This window comes from Mesorhizobium sp. 113-3-9, from assembly GCF_016756515.1.
In the GTDB taxonomy this organism is placed as follows: Bacteria; Pseudomonadota; Alphaproteobacteria; order Rhizobiales; family Rhizobiaceae; genus Mesorhizobium.
In genome coordinates this window covers 5766884-5781913 of sequence record NZ_AP023246.1, presented here as the reverse complement: position 1 = coordinate 5781913, position 15030 = coordinate 5766884, and the positions used below count along the sequence as shown (strand labels likewise).

The window sequence follows — 15030 nt, the reverse complement described above, 5'->3', positions numbered from 1 at the left end:
CATGGCGGTCTACACCGATGTTGCGGAGGGCGAACTCGGCGCTTTCCTGAAGCACTACCCGGTCGGCGATCTCCTGTCCTACAAGGGCATCGCCGAAGGCACCGAGAATTCGAACTTCCTGCTGCACACCTCCACCGGCTCCTACATTTTGACGCTCTATGAGAAGCGCGTCGAGAAGGCGGACCTGCCGTTCTTCCTTGGGCTGATGGGCCATCTCGCCAACAAGGGGGTGTCCTGCCCGCTGCCGGTGACAGCGCATGACGGCAGCGTCATCGGCACACTTGCCGGCCGCCCGGCGGTCATCATCACTTTCCTGGAAGGGCTTTCGCTGCGACGGCCGACAGCCACGCATTGCGCCGAGGTCGGCAAGGCGCTGGCCGCCCTGCATGTGGCCGGTGCCGATTTTTCGATGACCCGTCCCAACGCGCTCGCCATCGACGGCTGGCGCAAGCTGTGGACCGCAGCGCGCGGCCGGGCCGACGAGGTTGAGCCGGGCTTGGCGGCCGAGGTCGATGCCGACTTCGCCGATTTCGAGGGGAACTGGCCGAAGGGTCTTCCGGCAGGCATCATCCATGCCGATCTGTTTCCGGACAATGTCTTTTTCCTCGGCGAAAAGCTCTCCGGCCTGATCGACTTCTATTTCGCCTGCGACGATCTCTACGCCTACGACGTCGCCACCTGCCTCAACGCCTGGTGTTTCGAGAAGGACTTTTCCTTCAATCTCACCAAAGGCAAGGCATTGCTCGCCGGCTATCAGAGCGTGCGGCCCCTGAGCGATCAGGAAAAAGCAGCACTTCCAATGCTGGCGCGCGGTTCGGCGTTGCGGTTCATGTTGACCCGGCTCTACGACTGGCTCACCGTTCCCGATGGTGGCCTGGTCATGAAGCGCGATCCGACCGAATACATCAGACGGATGCGCTTCCATCGGGCGATCAAATCTGCTTCGGAATATGGGTTGGCCGAATACGGGGTATCATGAGCAAACAGGTTGAAATCTTCACCGACGGCGCCTGTTCGGGCAATCCTGGCCCTGGCGGATGGGGTGCGATCTTGCGCTTCAACGGCACGACCAAGGAACTTTCGGGCGGCGAGGCCGAAACGACCAACAACCGCATGGAGTTGCTGGCCGCCATCTCGGCGCTCAATGCGCTGAAGGAGCCTTGCACGGTCGAGCTTCACACCGACAGCAAATATGTCATGGACGGCATTTCCAAATGGATCCATGGCTGGAAGAAGAACGGCTGGAAGACCGCCGACAAGAAGCCGGTCAAGAACGGTGAACTGTGGCAGGCGCTCGACGAAGCCAACCGGCGCCACAAGGTCACCTGGAACTGGGTCAAGGGCCATGCCGGCCATACCGAGAACGAACGCGCCGACGAGTTGGCCAGGGAAGGCATGGCGCCGTTCAAGAAAGGTTCCTTCAAGCCGGCGGGGTCAGCGCCGAGGCCGGATGTCCAGGCAAAACAGCCGCCGGCCACGAAAGCGCGTCGTTCGACACAGAGCTATTGATTTCCGGCAACTGGTCCGTGCCCAGGCAGCAACCTCGATCATGCCGATCCTCTACTATGTGACGCATCCCCAGGTTCAGGTCGATGCCACCGTTCCCGTGCCGGAATGGGGCCTATCCGATTTTGGCCGTGCACGAGCGATTGTGATGCTCGATCAACCGTGGGTCGGATCGATCCGGCGCATCGTATCTTCCGCTGAACGCAAGGCGATGGAAACCGCTGAGATCCTCGCAAGCCATGTCGGCCTTGCCGTCGAGGTGAGGGAACGGACGCATGAGAATGACCGGTCGGCGACAGGTTTCCTGCCGCCGCTGGAGTTCGAAGCGGTCGCCAACGAGTTCTTCGCCAATCCGTATAAAAGCGTTCGCGGGTGGGAGCGGGCAATTGATGCGCAGCATCGTATCGTGAGCGAGGTCCGCGCCGTGCTCGGCACCCATGACGCTGGCGACATTGCTATTGTGGGCCATGGAGGCGTGGGAACGCTCCTCCTCCTCTCCCTCAGTGGGCGGGAAATCAGCCGCGACGCGGATCAGCCGGCGGGCGGCGGCAATTATTTTGCCTACGATATCGGCGCGCGTCAGATTGCCCACGGATGGCGGCCGATCGACAGGCTGCCTTGACCGGCGCCCGGCGAGCGTATGCATAGGGCCCAGGCTAGGCTCCTCTGGCGGTGTTGCCGTTGATCGAGGATATGGATGGGAGTAATATTTCCTACCATGGAGCAATGCATAAGGACGCAGAATGGCAAACGTTGAAAAAATGAGCGTCGCTGTAACCCCGCAACAGGCAGCCCTCATGCGAGAGGCTGTGGAAGCGGGCGAGTATGCCACGGCAAGCGAAATTGTGCGTGAAGCGGTGCGGGATTGGCTGGCAAAACGCGAACTGCGTCATGACGATATCCGCCAGTTGAGGCGGTTGTGGGATGAAGGCAAGGCGAGCGGGAGATCGGAGCCTGTGGATTTCGACGCGTTGCGGAAGGAAGCTCGGCAAAAGCTGACGCAAGCCTCGCCGAATGGCCGTTAGGCTGCTCTGGTCACCCGCGGCCAGGGCGGACCTGATTGACATCTACGTGACGATAGGCAGCGAAAACATACGGGCGGCCGATCGATATTATGATCGGCTGGAAGCGCGGGCCATGCAACTGGCAGACCAGCCCCGAATGGGTGTTAGACGACCGGACATCAGGCCTTCCGCACGAATGCTGGTGGAGGCGCCTTTTGTACTGCTTTACGAAACGATTCCGGACACTGATGACGGCCCAGTCGAGTCGGTTGAAATAGTCCGTGTGGTGGACGGGCGGCGAGATCTGAACCGTCTGTTCTAGCTGTCTAGCGGATCAGCAGCGCGGTGCCCCAAAGCCCGAGCGCGAACACTGTGTGCGAGACCAGGTTGAGCGCCCGGATCCGCATGGGATTGGGTCGCTTCGAGGCTGCCCATCCCGCTCCCATGCCGGGCGCCAGCAGGAACCAGCCGGCACCGACGGTGACGATGCCGAGGATGAAGGCCGGCAGGAAGGTCGGCGCGGCAAGCCAGCCCGCACCAGCCACCACGATCAGGATGATGCCGTAGACGATGCCGACGAAATAATGGAAGGCCCAGCCCAGCGCCACTTCGTGCGCGTAGGGCGCTGCATCGCCGATATCATCGTGAAAGACCTTGTCACCGAGATGCCAGACCCAGCGCCCGACCGGTCCCCAATTCGGCTTCGGCTGGCCGAATGCCTTGTGCAGGAAGAAGGCCCAGACATCCATCAGGACGGTGGCGCCGATGCCAATCGCGACTGCGCGCCAGAAGACGTCAAACATTGTTGGGATCCCCCGAAAATCCGCCGTTCTGGAGTGCAAGCGGTTCGGGCGAGGCCAGCCGTCGCGGCCTCGCCCGAACCGATCGTCGAAGCTCAGAGCTGTCCGAGAATATGAGCCGCGCCGGATTCGTCGACGCCGGGCTTGGTCTCGACATTGACCGCGGTCACCTTGCCGTCGTCGACGACCATCGAAAACCGCTTCGAGCGCAGGCCCATGCCGCCACCGGAATAATCGGCATCGAGGCCGACCGCCTTGGCGAAATCGCCGTTGCCGTCGGCGAGGAACAGGATCTTGCCCTCACCGCCGGTGAAACGGGCCCAGGCACCCATGACATGAACGTCGTTGACCGAAACGACTGCGATGGTGTCGACGCCACGCGCCAGGATGGCGTCATGGTTTTCGAGATAGCCGGGCAGATGGTTGTTGCTGCAGGTCGGCGTGAAGGCGCCGGGAACACCGAACAGAACCACCTTCTTGCCCGGGAAAATCTCGGCTGACGTGATCGCCTTGGCGCCATCGGCGGTCATTGTCTTGAAGGTCGCCTCGGGCAGCTTGTCGCCAACGGAAATGGTCATGAGTTCCTCGCTTGGGGAATGGGAAGAGTGCGTGCTTGCGTAGCGAACTCGGCGGCTTCCTGCAACCATCGAGGCATCAAGGGAAAGGCAGCAGTCCTTCGACCGCGCCCGCCGAACTCGTCAGCGTATAGTGAAGCCCGCCATCCGTGGGTGTTGTCGAAGGACGGTCGAGGATCGGTACGGTGAAGATCAGCTTGCCGTCCTTCTCGCTGCGGGAAGGGGTGCCGAACATATAGTCCCGCTCACCGGCGACAAAGAAATCCGCCGCCTCCGGGTCACCGGGAAAGCTTGCCTCGACAACCAGTGTCTCGTGATCGCCCGGCAGCACGTTGATGCCGAAATCAGGCTTTGCCGGCGCCGGCAGGGCCGTGAAACTCGCCTTCACCAAGGCTGCGTCGTCGGCATTGTCGGGATCGGAAGTGGGGTCGACGGTCAGCCGTGTCTGCACGGGGATGCAGATCGTTTCACAAATGCCGAGAAAGATATCGGCGTCGATGACCGCCGGTTGGTTCGGCGTCGCCAGCGTGAATGTCACGGGCAGCGAAACCGGATAATTGTAACCGGCCCATTTGCCATAACCATCGTCGTGGCGTTGGGGTGCCGGAAACGAGAGGGTGGCATCGGCGATATTGGTACTGGCCGAAACGTCGAGTTGCGGCGGCACGCCGGCGTCACCCGGATCGCGCCAATAGGTCTTCCAGCCGGGCTTGAGCGCTATGTCGAGCACGCCCTGGATGCGGCCGGTTTCGTCCGGCTTGCCTGATGTCACCAGCCGCACCTTGCCGCCTTCGCTGTTGTACCAGGCGGATGAGGAAGCGGAGGCGGGGAGGACGGTCGCCGATCCGATGGCGGCGCCGAGCAGCAGGATTTTCAAGCTTTGCATGGCGGTGATTTGATCGTCCGTTCGTGGCGGTGCAATGATTTCATGGCCTTGCCGGCATCATATTTGCGTGACCCCCGATGGCAAGCCAGGCCCCACCGGCAACATGGGCTTTGGTCGAATCCGGCGCGGCGCATCTTTTCGGCGCCCGGGAAACACGGTACCCTCCGTGCCATGGATTTGTTGCGCCACAAGAAGACGGCCGCTGGACGCGGCTTCCTCGACGATCAGTTCCTGATTGCCATGCCCGGCATGAAGGACGACCGTTTCACGCGCTCGGTCATCTACATCTGCGCGCACAGCGATGAAGGCGCGATGGGCCTGATCATCAACCAGACACAGCAGATGCTGTTTCCGGATCTTCTTGTGCAACTCGGCATCATGAACGAGCAGGAGGCGATCCGCCTGCCGGCGCAGGCGCGCGATTTCGTCGTGCGCAATGGCGGCCCTGTCGATCGCAGCCGGGGCTTCGTGCTGCATTCCGGCGACTATCGCGTGGAATCGTCGCTGACCGTTTCCGACGATATCTGCCTGACGGCGACGGTCGACATTTTGCGCGCCATATCGTCGGGCCGCGGCCCGCGCCATGCGCTGATGGCACTGGGTTATTCGGGCTGGGGCGCCGGCCAACTGGAAACCGAGATCGCCGAGAATGGCTGGCTGACCTGCCCGGCCAGCCCTGGGCTTCTGTTCGACGCCGATATCGAGCGCAAATACGATCGAATTCTCGCCTCGATCGGCATCGATCTGGCGCACCTCAGCCTCGCCGCCGGACACGCCTGAGTTCGTCGTCGTCGCCAGTTGAGCCTCACCTTCGCAACCTTCGAGATTAGCCGAGGCCTCCCCGACTTCGTCATCCTAGGGCGAAGCAAGGAGCGAAGCGACGCGGCGCAGACCCTAGGATCCATGCCGCGACATCAAGGCGTTGAAAACGGTACAGAATTCTGCGCCGCTGCGCCCTACGATCGAGTTCACGGAATGGATCCTAGGGTCTTCACGACGGAGCTTCGCTCCTGCTTCGCCCTAGGATGACGAAGCGGTATGCATCTCCGCTAATCACTGAGGCTTCCGCTACATGCAAGGGGGGGCCTGAACCCATCACGCCTGCGTCAGCGGATACTGCTCCTTCAACGTCTTCAGCACCTGGTCGCCCGGCATCGGCGCGCCGAACATGAAGCTCTGGACGTATTCGCAACCCATCTGGCGCAGTTCCAGCGCGTCGCGCTCGTCCGATATGCCTTCGGCAACCACCGACAGGCCGAGTTCATGCGCCATGTTGACCATGGATTTGAGCAGGACAGCGCGCTTGGGCGTGTTGTCGTCGACAAAGCTCTTGTCGATCTTGATGGTGTCGAACGGGAAACGCGTCAGATAGGCGAGCGAGGAATAGCCAGTGCCGAAATCGTCCAGCGACAGGCCGATGCCGAGTTGCTTCAGCTTGGTCAGCACATGGGCGGTCTGCTCTGGATTGTCCATGACCAGGGACTCGGTGAGTTCGAGCCGGAAGCAGCGCGGCTTCAGATTGGCCCGCGCGATGACCGAGCGGACATCGCTGACCAGGTCGCGGCGGATGAGCTGACGGCTGGACAGGTTGACCGAGACCGACAGCGGCGCATCGCCGATCTGCTTCTGCCATCCAGCGAGATCCTCGGCCGCCTGCTGCATGGCGAACAGCCCAAGCTGCACGATCAGCCCGCAGCTTTCGGCGACTGGGATGAAGTCCGCCGGCGGGATCATGCCGCGACGCGGATGATCCCAGCGCAGCAAGGCTTCGAAGCCGGCAACGCTGCCATCTTCCAGGCGCACGATCGGTTGGTAGGCCAGCGTGAATTCGCGCCGTTCTATGGCACGCCGCAAATCGGATTCGAATTGCAGCCGGTCGGTTCCGACGGTGCGGAAAGCCGGGCGGAACGGCTCGATCCTGTCGCCCCCAAAACGCTTGGCCTGGTGCATGGCAAGCTCGGCGTCCTTGACCATGTCCTCAGCCGAGGTCTGCGCCGATGTCCAGGTGATCAGGCCGATCGAGGCGGTCAGCACGATCTCGCGCTTGGCAAAGGTGATCGGGTTGTTGATCGCATGCTTGATGGCATCGGCCACACCGGCGATGCGGGCAGGGTCCTGTTCGGACAAAAGCATCAGCGCGAACTGATCGCCGGCGAAGCGCGACAGTGAATCCTTCGGCTTGAGCAGCCGGTGCAGGCGGCGCGCTATGGTGAGCAGGATGGTGTCGCCGGCCGAGATGCCGAGCCCGTCATTGACCTGCTTGAAGCGGTCGATGTCGATGACGAAGACGGTCGGACGCACTTTCTCTTCGGTGCGGGCGATCGAGATGATCGCTTCCAGGCGGTTCATGAACAATTCGCGGTTCGGCAGACCGGTCAGGTTGTCGTGCACGGCGTCGTGCAGCAGCCGCTCCTCGGACTTCTTCTGCTCGGTGACGTCGACCATGGTGCCGACGCAGCGTATGACCTCGCCATCCGATCCGATGACGGGGCGGGCGCGCAGGGCGAACCAGTGGTAATGTCCATCGGCCCCGCGCAGGCGGAAATTCTGCGCCACCCGGCCACGGCGATGCTCCAGCACCACGTCGAGCGTCGTGCGGAACGTGTCGCGGTCGTCGGCATGCAGCACCGGCAGCCAGTTGCGCGCCGCACCCCCCAGGCTGTTGGGCGCCAGGCCGAGCTGGATGCTGACATCGGGCTTGGTGACCACGCGGTCGCGCAGAACGTCCCAGTCCCACACCGTGTCGCCCGACCCGGCAACCGCCAGCGCCTGGCGTTCGAGGTCGGAGAACAGTCCCTGATGCAGCGCACCGCCGGCAAAGGCGTGCTGCATGACGGTGAAGCCGATCAACAGGATGATCAGGATCAGCCCGCCGCCGAGCGCCGGCTGGGCGATGTCGTTGTCGAGCATGCCAGTGATCGCCATCCACGACCCGCATAGCCACAACAGCACCATGACCCAACTGGGCACCAGCATGATCGCGCGATCATAGCCGCGTATCCCGAGGAAGATGATCAGCCCGAGCCCGGTCAACGCGGTGGCGGCAAAGGAGATACGGGCGATGCCGGCGGCGACCGCCGGATCGACGATGGCGACACCGGCGATCAAGAGCAGCCCAAGGATCCAGACCAGGGCGCCATAGCTGAAATGGCCGTGCCATCGGTTGAGGTTGAGATAGGCGAACAGGAACACCACGAAGGTTGCCGCAAGCGCCACCTCCGTTCCAGCTCGCCACATCTGCTCATTGCCGGGCGAAATCTCGATGACCTTGTTGAGGAAGCCGAAATCGACGCAGATATAGGCAAGCACCGCCCAGGCAAGGGCTGCGGTCGCCGGGAACATGGAGGTCCCCTTGACCACGAAAAGGATGGTCAGGAACAGTGCCAGCAGACCGGCGATGCCGATGACGATGCCGCGAAACAGCGTATAGGAGTTGACCGAGTCCTTGTAGGCTTCCGGCTCCCAGAGATACACCTGCGGCAGCTTGGGCGAGGCGAGCTCGGCGATGAAGGTGATCACCGTTCCCGGGTTCAGCGTCACCCGGAACACATCGGCGTCGGGGCTGGTCTGGCGGTCGAGCGCGAAGCCCTCGCTGGGCGTGATGGCGGCAATGCGGGTGGCGCCAAGATCGGGCCAGAAGATGCCGGAATTGACCAGGCGGAAATGCGGCGCCACGATCAGCCTGTCGAGCTGCTGGTCGGTGGTGTTGGCCAGCGCGAACACCGCCCAGTCGCCGGTCGAGCGCGCGTCATTGGCCTCGACCTCGATGCGCCGCACGATGCCGTCTGGCCCGGGGGCCGTCGACACCTGGAAGTTCTCACCCTGGTTGCGGTAGATTTCGAAGGCGCGCGACAGGTCGAGCGCGACGTCGTCGCGGGCAATCTTGATCGGTTCGACGGCAAAGGCCGACGATGCCGCGCACAGCGTCAGGATTGCCGCGAGGACAAAGGCGAACAGCGGCCCGTTGCGCAGGAAATTCGTCAAAAATCAGTCCTTCGTTCCAGCGCTCGGCGGATCGTCCGCGATCCGGGCGTAGAGGTAGTGGTCCTGCCAGATGCCGTTGATCCTGAGATAGGATCTTAAGAGTCCTTCGCGCCGGAATCCGGCTTTTTCAAGCACGCGGACCGACCGGATATTGTCGGGAATACAGGCCGCTTCGATCCGGTGCAACCTCAGCGTATCGAAGGCAAAGCGGGCCACGACCTTGACCGCGTCGGTCATCAGCCCGCGACCGCCGAAGCGCTCGCCGATCCAGTAGCCGACATGGCCGCTTTGCGAGACACCGTGGCGTATGTTGCCGAGCGTGATTCCGCCGGCCAGCTTGCCGCTCGACTTCTCGAAGATGAAGAAGGCGATCGCGGTCCCTTGCGCATAGTCCTCGCGGTAGCGGGAGATGCGCAGGCGCCATGCCGTGCGGTCGAGTTCGTCGGGCGTCCAGCGCGGCTCCCACGGCTCCAGGAATGCCCGGCTTTCGCCGCGCAACGTCGACCATTCACGGTAGTCATTGGTGTATGGAACGCGAAGCGTAACGAGGTTACCCTTCAGCGCCGGCAGGTCACGGCGAAAGAAAGGGAGCGCGAACACGACGCTTTGGGGACTTAGACGGCGAGCCTGCGGGCCGTGGTCTGGGTGCCCGGAAGCGAATCGAGAATCGCCTCATATGGCGCCAGCGTACCCACGGGCCCGACAGCGGTAAGCGTCGGCTTGGTCGAGAACATTCGCGACGACAGGTCGGTCAGCCGCTCCACCGTCAGCGCCGAGAGGCGCTCCATCAATTCCTCCTTGGCGATCGGCCTGCCGAACAAGAGCAGTTGCCGCGCGATCTGCGAGGCACGGCTGGCCGGGCTTTCCGCCGACATGATCAGCCCGGCGCGATACTGGGCGCGCGCCCGGTCGAGCTCTTCCTGCAGGATGCTCTCTCCGGCCTTCTGCAGTTCGTCGATGATGACTGGTACCAGTTCAGCAATGTCGCTCTGGCCGGTCGCGGCGTGGACGCCGAAGATGCCGGTGTCGGAAAAGCCCCAGTGGAAAGCATAGACCGAGTAGCAGAGGCCGCGCTTCTCGCGGACTTCCTGGAACAGGCGCGACGACATGCCGCCGCCGAGGATCATCGACAGCACCTGCGAGGCGTAGAAGTCGCGCACATGGTAGGCGCGGCCCTCGAAGCCCAGCACGATCTGCGCGTCCATCAGGTCGCGGTCTTCGCGGAAATCGCCGCCGACATACTGCGCATATTGCGGAATGGTGCTGTCGGCCTTGCTGCGAAAGCCGCCGAGCTGCTTCTCGACCTCGCGCACGAAATTGTCGTGCTTGATGTCGCCTGCGGCCACGATCACCATCCGCTCGGCGCCGTATTGGCGTTCGATGAAATCGTGCAACTGCTTGGAAGTGAAGGATTTGACGGTTTCCGGCGTGCCCAGGATAGAGCGGCCGATTGTCTGGTGGCGAAAGGCCGTCTCGGTGAAACGGTCGAAGACGATATCGTCTGGTGTGTCGTGCGCGGCACCGATCTCCTGCAGGATCACATGCTGCTCGCGTTCGAGTTCCTGCGGGTCGAATTCGGACTCCTGCAGGATGTCGGCAAGGATGTCGACCGCCAGCGGCACGTCGTCGGACAGCACCCTGGCGTAATAGGACGTGGTCTCGACGCTGGTGGCGGCGTTGATCTCGCCGCCGACATCCTCGATTTCCGAAGCGATTTCGAAGGCCGTCCGCCGCTTCGTGCCCTTGAACGCCATATGCTCGAGCAGATGGGCCATGCCATGCTCTTCGTCGCGTTCATTGCGGGCGCCGGACTTGACCCAGGCACCCAAGGCAACCGATTCGATACTTGGAAGGGTTTCGGTGGCGACTGTCAGGCCGTTCGACAGACGGCTTACCTCAACACCCATATGGCTCGTACTCCCTAACGCGCCGCCCGCGCGCGGCGACTGACGTAATCTTCCACCATTTTCAGGTCGGATGGAAGTACCGTGTATTTTTCCTCAAATGTCATCAATCCACCTAGCCATGCGGGCAGGGCGGGCGAGACGCCGCTGGCGGCCTCGACGGCTGCCGGAAATTTTGCCGGATGGGCGGTGCCCAGCACCACCATCGGCACGGCGCCCGATGCTTTGCCGGCCGCGACATGCACGGCCGCCGCGGTATGCGGATCCAGAAGATAGTTGCTGGCCGCGAGCGTCGAGCGGATGGTGGCGGCGACCTCGTCCATTGTGGCACGGCCGGCGTCGAATTCGGACCGCATCCCATTGATTTCGCGGGCTTCAATAGTGAAGGCGCCGGACTGCTTCAGGCCATCCATGTAGCGCCGCACGGTCGCCGCGTCACGGTTCGAGGCCTCGAACAGCAGGCGTTCGAAATTCGACGACACCTGGATATCCATCGATGGCGAGGTGGTGGCGAAGACGCCCTTGGTGCGGTATTCGCCGGTGGCGAAGGTGCGGGCCAAGATGTCGTTGTCGTTGGTGGCGATGACCAGCCGTTCGATCGGCAGGCCCATCTTCTTGGCGGCATAGCCGGCAAAGATATCGCCGAAATTGCCGGTCGGCACCGTGAACGACACCGGCCTGTCCGGTGCGCCGAGCGACAGGGCCGAGGAGAAATAGTAGACGATCTGGGCCATGATGCGGGCCCAGTTGATCGAGTTGACCCCCGACAGCGCCACCCGGTCGCGGAAAGCGTGGTCGTTGAACATGTCCTTGAGCAGGCCCTGGCAGTCGTCGAAATTGCCTTCGATCGCCAGCGCATGGACGTTTTCAGCCTTCGACGTCGTCATCTGCCGCTGCTGCACCGGCGAAACGCGGCCATGCGGGAAAAGGATGAAGATGTCGGTCCGGCTGCGCCCGGCAAAGGCGTCGATGGCCGCGCCGCCGGTGTCGCCTGAAGTGGCGCCGACGATGGTGGCATGCTGGTCGCGTTCGGCAAGCACATGGTCCATCAGCCGGGCGAGCAACTGCATTGCCACGTCCTTGAACGCCAGCGTCGGCCCATGGAAGAGTTCGAGGACAAACGTGTTGGGGCCGGTCTGGACCAGCGGGCAGACCGCTTCGTGGCGGAAGGTGGCATAGGCTTCACGCACCAGGCGTTCGAAGACCGGCGCTGCGATCTCGCCGCCAAGGAACGGCGTCAGCACGCGTATGGCAAGGTCGGGATAGGCAAGGCCTCGCATGGCACGGATGTCGGCCGCCGAGAAATGCGGCCACTCGCGTGGTACGTAGAGCCCGCCATCGCGGGCCAGGCCAGCCAGCACGGCATCGGAAAATCCAAGCGCGGGCGCCTCGCCGCGCGTACTCACATATTGCATGTCTCAGTCCCGTTGCTGCTCGGCTCTTCCGTTCACCACAAGGTGGTTAATTTCTGTGCCGGCTCCAGTCGCATTTTTGCCGCGCCGTTGATATACGTCACCAGCTTTACGAGAGGGAAGTGCAGTTTCATGGCGTTTCGTACATCACGTGGCCGCTTTTTGGCGGGTCTTGCGCTCACCGGCTTTATGCTCGCCGCCGCCGGCTGCCAATCGGGCGACAATGGCATCCTTGACCTCGGCTTCGGCAAGAAGAAGGACCCGGCAGCGCCACCGCCGCCGCAGGATCCCAAGGTCCTGGCCAGCCAGTTGAACGCCTATTGCCCGAGGGTGACGGTGCGCGACGGTACGGCCTTCTTCAACACCTATGCCAACGAGGTCAAGAAGGCCAAGCCCAAAGTCAAGAAGACAGGCGACGCCGCGGCGGATGCCGCTGCCCAGGCTGCTGCCGACGCCGCTGCTGCCACTCCGCCCGACGATTCGGCGAGGATCATTTACCAGGCGTCGATTGCCGACGTGACCCGCGACTGCAGCCGATCCGACGGGCAGATGACGATGAAGATAGCGGTCGCCGGCAAGATCGTGCCGGGACCCAAGTTCTCGCCCGGCACCATCACCATGCCGATCCGCACCGCGGTGATGCACGGCACCGACGTGCTCTACTCGCAGATCCACCAGTATCAGGTCCAGGTCACCGATCCCTCGGTCGCCACCCAGTTCGTCTTCACCGATTCCAATATCGTGGTGCCGGCGCCGACGGCGCAGGACTATCAGGCCTATGCCGGCTATGACGAAACCGCGCCGAAGGGGACGACCGACAAGCCGAAGAAGACCCACAGGAAGAAGGCCGCCGCGACGAACTGAGCGGCCATGGACACAGCGTGCGTCCATCTTGGCGCCCGCGTCTCAGGCGTCAGCCGACCATTCCGATAGGGCCGCGATCACGCTTTTCAGCTCCGCCCAGCGGCGAATGACCGTCTCGGCGCCGGCCTCTGTCAGCGCGTCGGCATGGCCGGGATAGCTGTGGCTGGCGCCGGTGAAGCCGATCACGCGCATGCCGGCAGCCCTGGCGCCGGTGACGCCGTGCACGGAATCCTCGATGACGAAGGTGTTCGCCGGATTCGCGCCGAGTTTTTCCGCCGCGAGCAGGAACACGTCCGGCGCGGGCTTGGTCTTTTTGCTCGGTATCTCCAGCGCCGAGAAGATACGGCCGGCGAAAAACGGCAGCAGATGCACCTTCTCCAGCATGAATTCGATCCGCTCCGAACGTGAGTTGGAGCAGATGCAGCGCTGTGTCGTGACCGAGGCTACCGCCTCGCGCACGCCCTCGATGGCGCGGACGTCGCTTCGCAGTTTGCGGTCGACCAGATCCTCGGCGCGATCGATCAGCGACGCCTGGAACGGGATCTTGGACTTCTCCTCGATCCGCATCAGGATGTCCTTGAACGTCAGCCCCGCATAGGTCTCCGCGATCTCCTCCGCCGAGATTTCGTATCCGGCCAGGGTTATCAACTCCGCCTCGACCCGCGCGGCGATGATTTCGGAATCGACGAGCACGCCGTCGCAATCGAAGATGACAAGGTCTGGCTGGGGCATGGTGATCCGGAACAAGGAGGGTGGAGGAATAGCCTCTCGGGCTCAAGCGGCGCGGCATACACCAATGGCCCGGCCTTCGCAAACCTGACGGACGATCGGCGCCGGCCTTCACCGAATATTTACGCTGATCGGTAACCATAACGGGGAGTAAACAGTAACGCGTGCCTTGGGTGTAAAAATGTCTGCCGTGCGTCTTCTCGACGAGCTTTCCCTTGCCCCCCAGCAATCCGAATGGCTGGACACGATCCTGAAAGGCGACTGCGTCGCGGCCCTTGACCGCCTGCCGGAAAAATCCGTCGACGTCATCTTCGCTGATCCGCCCTACAACCTGCAGCTCGACGGCGATCTGCATCGCCCCGATCAGTCCAAGGTCAACGCGGTCGACGACGAGTGGGACCAGTTCGAGAGTTTTGAAGCCTACGACGCTTTCACCCGCGCCTGGTTGCTGGCAGCGCGGCGAGTGCTGAAGCCCAACGGTACGATCTGGGTCATTGGCTCCTACCACAACATCTTCCGGGTCGGCGCCAAGATGCAGGATCTGGGCTTCTGGATCCTCAACGACGTGGTCTGGCGCAAGACCAATCCGATGCCGAATTTCCGCGGTCGCCGCTTCCAGAACGCCCACGAGACGATGATCTGGGCTTCTCGTGACCAGAAGGGAAAGGGCTACACCTTCAACTATGAAGCGTTGAAGGCGTCCAATGACGATGTCCAGATGCGCTCCGACTGGCTGTTCCCGATCTGCACCGGCGGCGAGCGGCTGAAGAACGACAATGGCGACAAGCTGCACCCGACACAGAAGCCTGAAGCCCTGCTGGCCCGCATCATGATGGCCTCGACCAAGCCGGGCGACATCGTGCTCGATCCTTTCTTCGGCTCCGGCACGACAGGCGCGGTGGCCAAGCGTCTCGGGCGCCATTTCGTCGGCATCGAGCGCGAGCAGGCCTATATCGACGCCGCCAATGAGCGCATCGATGCCGTGCGGCCGCTGCAGGATGCCGATCTGACGGTCTTGACCGGCAAGCGCGCCGAGCCGCGCGTTGCCTTCGTCAGCCTTATCGACACCGGGCTGGTGACGCCGGGCGCCACGCTCTATGACGCCAAGAAGCGCTGGGCGGCCAAGGTGCGTGCCGACGGCACGGTGGCGATCGGCGACAGCGCCGGCTCGATCCACAAGATCGGCGCCGAAGTGCAGGGACTGGATGCCTGCAACGGCTGGACCTTCTGGCACTATGAGCGCAGCGGCGGGCTCACCCCGATCGACGAACTGCGCCGCATTGCCCGCCTCGGCATGGAGCGGGCAGGGGGTTGACCCCCTGCCAATTGCTGCTTTCACGTTGATTCAGGATCTGAGCGGATCGCC

16 protein-coding genes are annotated in these 15030 nt (G+C 62.9%); 8 read left to right on the top strand and 8 right to left on the bottom strand.

Annotated elements, in window-relative coordinates; all coding sequences use genetic code 11:
* Position 1: 1 nt before the first annotated feature.
* The 5 genes from MesoLj_RS28315 to MesoLj_RS28295 all read left to right on the top strand — a co-directional run bounded on the left by MesoLj_RS28315 (position 2) and on the right by MesoLj_RS28295 (position 2832).
* On the top strand, positions 2 to 979 hold the full coding sequence (locus MesoLj_RS28315; protein WP_202323334.1) for a homoserine kinase: 978 nt from the start codon (positions 2 to 4) through the stop codon (positions 977 to 979).
* Entirely contained in the window at positions 976 to 1509 is a 534-nt protein-coding gene (gene rnhA / locus MesoLj_RS28310; protein ID WP_140768876.1) for a ribonuclease HI, read from the top strand. The genes MesoLj_RS28315 and rnhA overlap by 4 nt, the downstream gene beginning before the upstream one ends.
* Positions 1510 to 1549: 40 nt before the next feature.
* Positions 1550 to 2128, top strand: a complete 579-nt coding sequence (locus tag MesoLj_RS28305; protein WP_202323333.1) for a histidine phosphatase family protein — start codon at positions 1550 to 1552, stop codon at positions 2126 to 2128.
* A 121-nt stretch (positions 2129 to 2249) separates the two neighbouring features.
* A complete protein-coding gene (locus MesoLj_RS28300) occupies positions 2250 to 2531 on the top strand; it encodes a type II toxin-antitoxin system ParD family antitoxin (protein WP_202323332.1) in 282 nt (93 codons plus the stop codon).
* Positions 2521 to 2832, top strand: a complete 312-nt coding sequence (locus tag MesoLj_RS28295) for a type II toxin-antitoxin system RelE/ParE family toxin (RefSeq protein ID WP_202323331.1) — start codon at positions 2521 to 2523, stop codon at positions 2830 to 2832. The genes MesoLj_RS28300 and MesoLj_RS28295 overlap by 11 nt, the downstream gene beginning before the upstream one ends.
* 4 nt (positions 2833 to 2836) lie before the next feature.
* On the opposite strand, the gene MesoLj_RS28290 is transcribed toward MesoLj_RS28295, so the two are convergent.
* The 3 genes from MesoLj_RS28290 to MesoLj_RS28280 all read right to left on the bottom strand — a co-directional run bounded on the left by MesoLj_RS28290 (position 2837) and on the right by MesoLj_RS28280 (position 4771).
* Complete coding sequence (locus MesoLj_RS28290; RefSeq protein ID WP_202323330.1) at positions 2837 to 3313, bottom strand: DUF2938 domain-containing protein; 477 nt, start codon at positions 3311 to 3313, stop codon at positions 2837 to 2839.
* 92 nt (positions 3314 to 3405) lie between these two features.
* A complete protein-coding gene (locus tag MesoLj_RS28285) occupies positions 3406 to 3888 on the bottom strand; it encodes a peroxiredoxin (RefSeq protein ID WP_056563927.1) in 483 nt (160 codons plus the stop codon).
* Positions 3889 to 3964: 76 nt separating this feature from the next.
* Positions 3965 to 4771: a protein-disulfide reductase DsbD domain-containing protein gene (locus MesoLj_RS28280; protein WP_202323329.1), complete on the bottom strand. Its 807-nt coding sequence runs from the start codon at positions 4769 to 4771 to the stop codon at positions 3965 to 3967.
* Between the two features lie 171 nt (positions 4772 to 4942).
* Between MesoLj_RS28280 and MesoLj_RS28275 the strand changes: the two genes are divergently transcribed.
* Entirely contained in the window at positions 4943 to 5551 is a 609-nt protein-coding gene (locus MesoLj_RS28275; RefSeq protein ID WP_056563921.1) for a YqgE/AlgH family protein, read from the top strand.
* 315 nt (positions 5552 to 5866) lie between these two features.
* On the opposite strand, the gene MesoLj_RS28270 is transcribed toward MesoLj_RS28275, so the two are convergent.
* From MesoLj_RS28270 to thrC, 4 genes are read right to left on the bottom strand one after another with little or no spacing between them, the layout of a single operon-like run.
* Complete coding sequence (locus tag MesoLj_RS28270) at positions 5867 to 8755, bottom strand: EAL domain-containing protein (RefSeq protein WP_056563918.1); 2889 nt, start codon at positions 8753 to 8755, stop codon at positions 5867 to 5869.
* Positions 8756 to 8758: 3 nt separating this feature from the next.
* The gene (locus MesoLj_RS28265) at positions 8759 to 9355 is read right to left on the bottom strand and encodes a GNAT family N-acetyltransferase (protein WP_202323328.1); all 597 of its coding nucleotides are present in this window, start codon (positions 9353 to 9355) and stop codon (positions 8759 to 8761) included.
* A gap of 14 nt (positions 9356 to 9369) precedes the next feature.
* Positions 9370 to 10662, bottom strand: coding sequence for a M16 family metallopeptidase (locus tag MesoLj_RS28260; RefSeq protein ID WP_140768858.1), 1293 nt, complete (start codon positions 10660 to 10662; stop codon positions 9370 to 9372).
* A 14-nt stretch (positions 10663 to 10676) separates the two neighbouring features.
* On the bottom strand, positions 10677 to 12074 hold the full coding sequence (thrC, locus tag MesoLj_RS28255) for a threonine synthase (RefSeq protein ID WP_202323327.1): 1398 nt from the start codon (positions 12072 to 12074) through the stop codon (positions 10677 to 10679).
* Positions 12075 to 12203: 129 nt separating this feature from the next.
* Here thrC and MesoLj_RS28250 point away from each other — a divergent pair, with 129 nt between their 5' ends.
* Positions 12204 to 12935 (top strand): hypothetical protein, encoded by a 732-nt coding sequence (locus tag MesoLj_RS28250; protein WP_140768854.1) that lies wholly within the window; start codon positions 12204 to 12206, stop codon positions 12933 to 12935.
* A 42-nt stretch (positions 12936 to 12977) separates the two neighbouring features.
* On the opposite strand, the gene MesoLj_RS28245 is transcribed toward MesoLj_RS28250, so the two are convergent.
* Entirely contained in the window at positions 12978 to 13667 is a 690-nt protein-coding gene (locus MesoLj_RS28245; protein ID WP_202323326.1) for an HAD family hydrolase, read from the bottom strand.
* 178 nt (positions 13668 to 13845) lie between these two features.
* Between MesoLj_RS28245 and MesoLj_RS28240 the strand changes: the two genes are divergently transcribed.
* A complete protein-coding gene (locus MesoLj_RS28240; RefSeq protein ID WP_140768850.1) occupies positions 13846 to 14979 on the top strand; it encodes a site-specific DNA-methyltransferase in 1134 nt (377 codons plus the stop codon).
* Positions 14980 to 15030: the final 51 nt, after the last annotated feature.

Excerpts from the sequence above, each read along its gene's own strand:
- MesoLj_RS28315 (WP_202323334.1), top strand. The coding sequence starts at position 2 with ATGGCGGTCTACACCGATGTTGCGGAGGGCGAACTCGGCGCTTTCCTG.
- rnhA (WP_140768876.1), top strand. The coding sequence starts at position 976 with ATGAGCAAACAGGTTGAAATCTTCACCGACGGCGCCTGTTCGGGCAAT.
- MesoLj_RS28305 (WP_202323333.1), top strand. The coding sequence starts at position 1,550 with ATGCCGATCCTCTACTATGTGACGCATCCCCAGGTTCAGGTCGATGCC.
- MesoLj_RS28300 (WP_202323332.1), top strand. The coding sequence starts at position 2,250 with ATGGCAAACGTTGAAAAAATGAGCGTCGCTGTAACCCCGCAACAGGCA.
- MesoLj_RS28295 (WP_202323331.1), top strand. The coding sequence starts at position 2,521 with ATGGCCGTTAGGCTGCTCTGGTCACCCGCGGCCAGGGCGGACCTGATT.
- MesoLj_RS28290 (WP_202323330.1), bottom strand. The coding sequence starts at position 3,313 with ATGTTTGACGTCTTCTGGCGCGCAGTCGCGATTGGCATCGGCGCCACC.
- MesoLj_RS28285 (WP_056563927.1), bottom strand. The coding sequence starts at position 3,888 with ATGACCATTTCCGTTGGCGACAAGCTGCCCGAGGCGACCTTCAAGACA.
- MesoLj_RS28280 (WP_202323329.1), bottom strand. The coding sequence starts at position 4,771 with ATGCAAAGCTTGAAAATCCTGCTGCTCGGCGCCGCCATCGGATCGGCG.
- MesoLj_RS28275 (WP_056563921.1), top strand. The coding sequence starts at position 4,943 with ATGGATTTGTTGCGCCACAAGAAGACGGCCGCTGGACGCGGCTTCCTC.
- MesoLj_RS28260 (WP_140768858.1), bottom strand. The coding sequence starts at position 10,662 with ATGGGTGTTGAGGTAAGCCGTCTGTCGAACGGCCTGACAGTCGCCACC.
- thrC (WP_202323327.1), bottom strand. The coding sequence starts at position 12,074 with ATGCAATATGTGAGTACGCGCGGCGAGGCGCCCGCGCTTGGATTTTCC.
- MesoLj_RS28250 (WP_140768854.1), top strand. The coding sequence starts at position 12,204 with ATGGCGTTTCGTACATCACGTGGCCGCTTTTTGGCGGGTCTTGCGCTC.
- MesoLj_RS28245 (WP_202323326.1), bottom strand. The coding sequence starts at position 13,667 with ATGCCCCAGCCAGACCTTGTCATCTTCGATTGCGACGGCGTGCTCGTC.
- MesoLj_RS28240 (WP_140768850.1), top strand. The coding sequence starts at position 13,846 with ATGTCTGCCGTGCGTCTTCTCGACGAGCTTTCCCTTGCCCCCCAGCAA.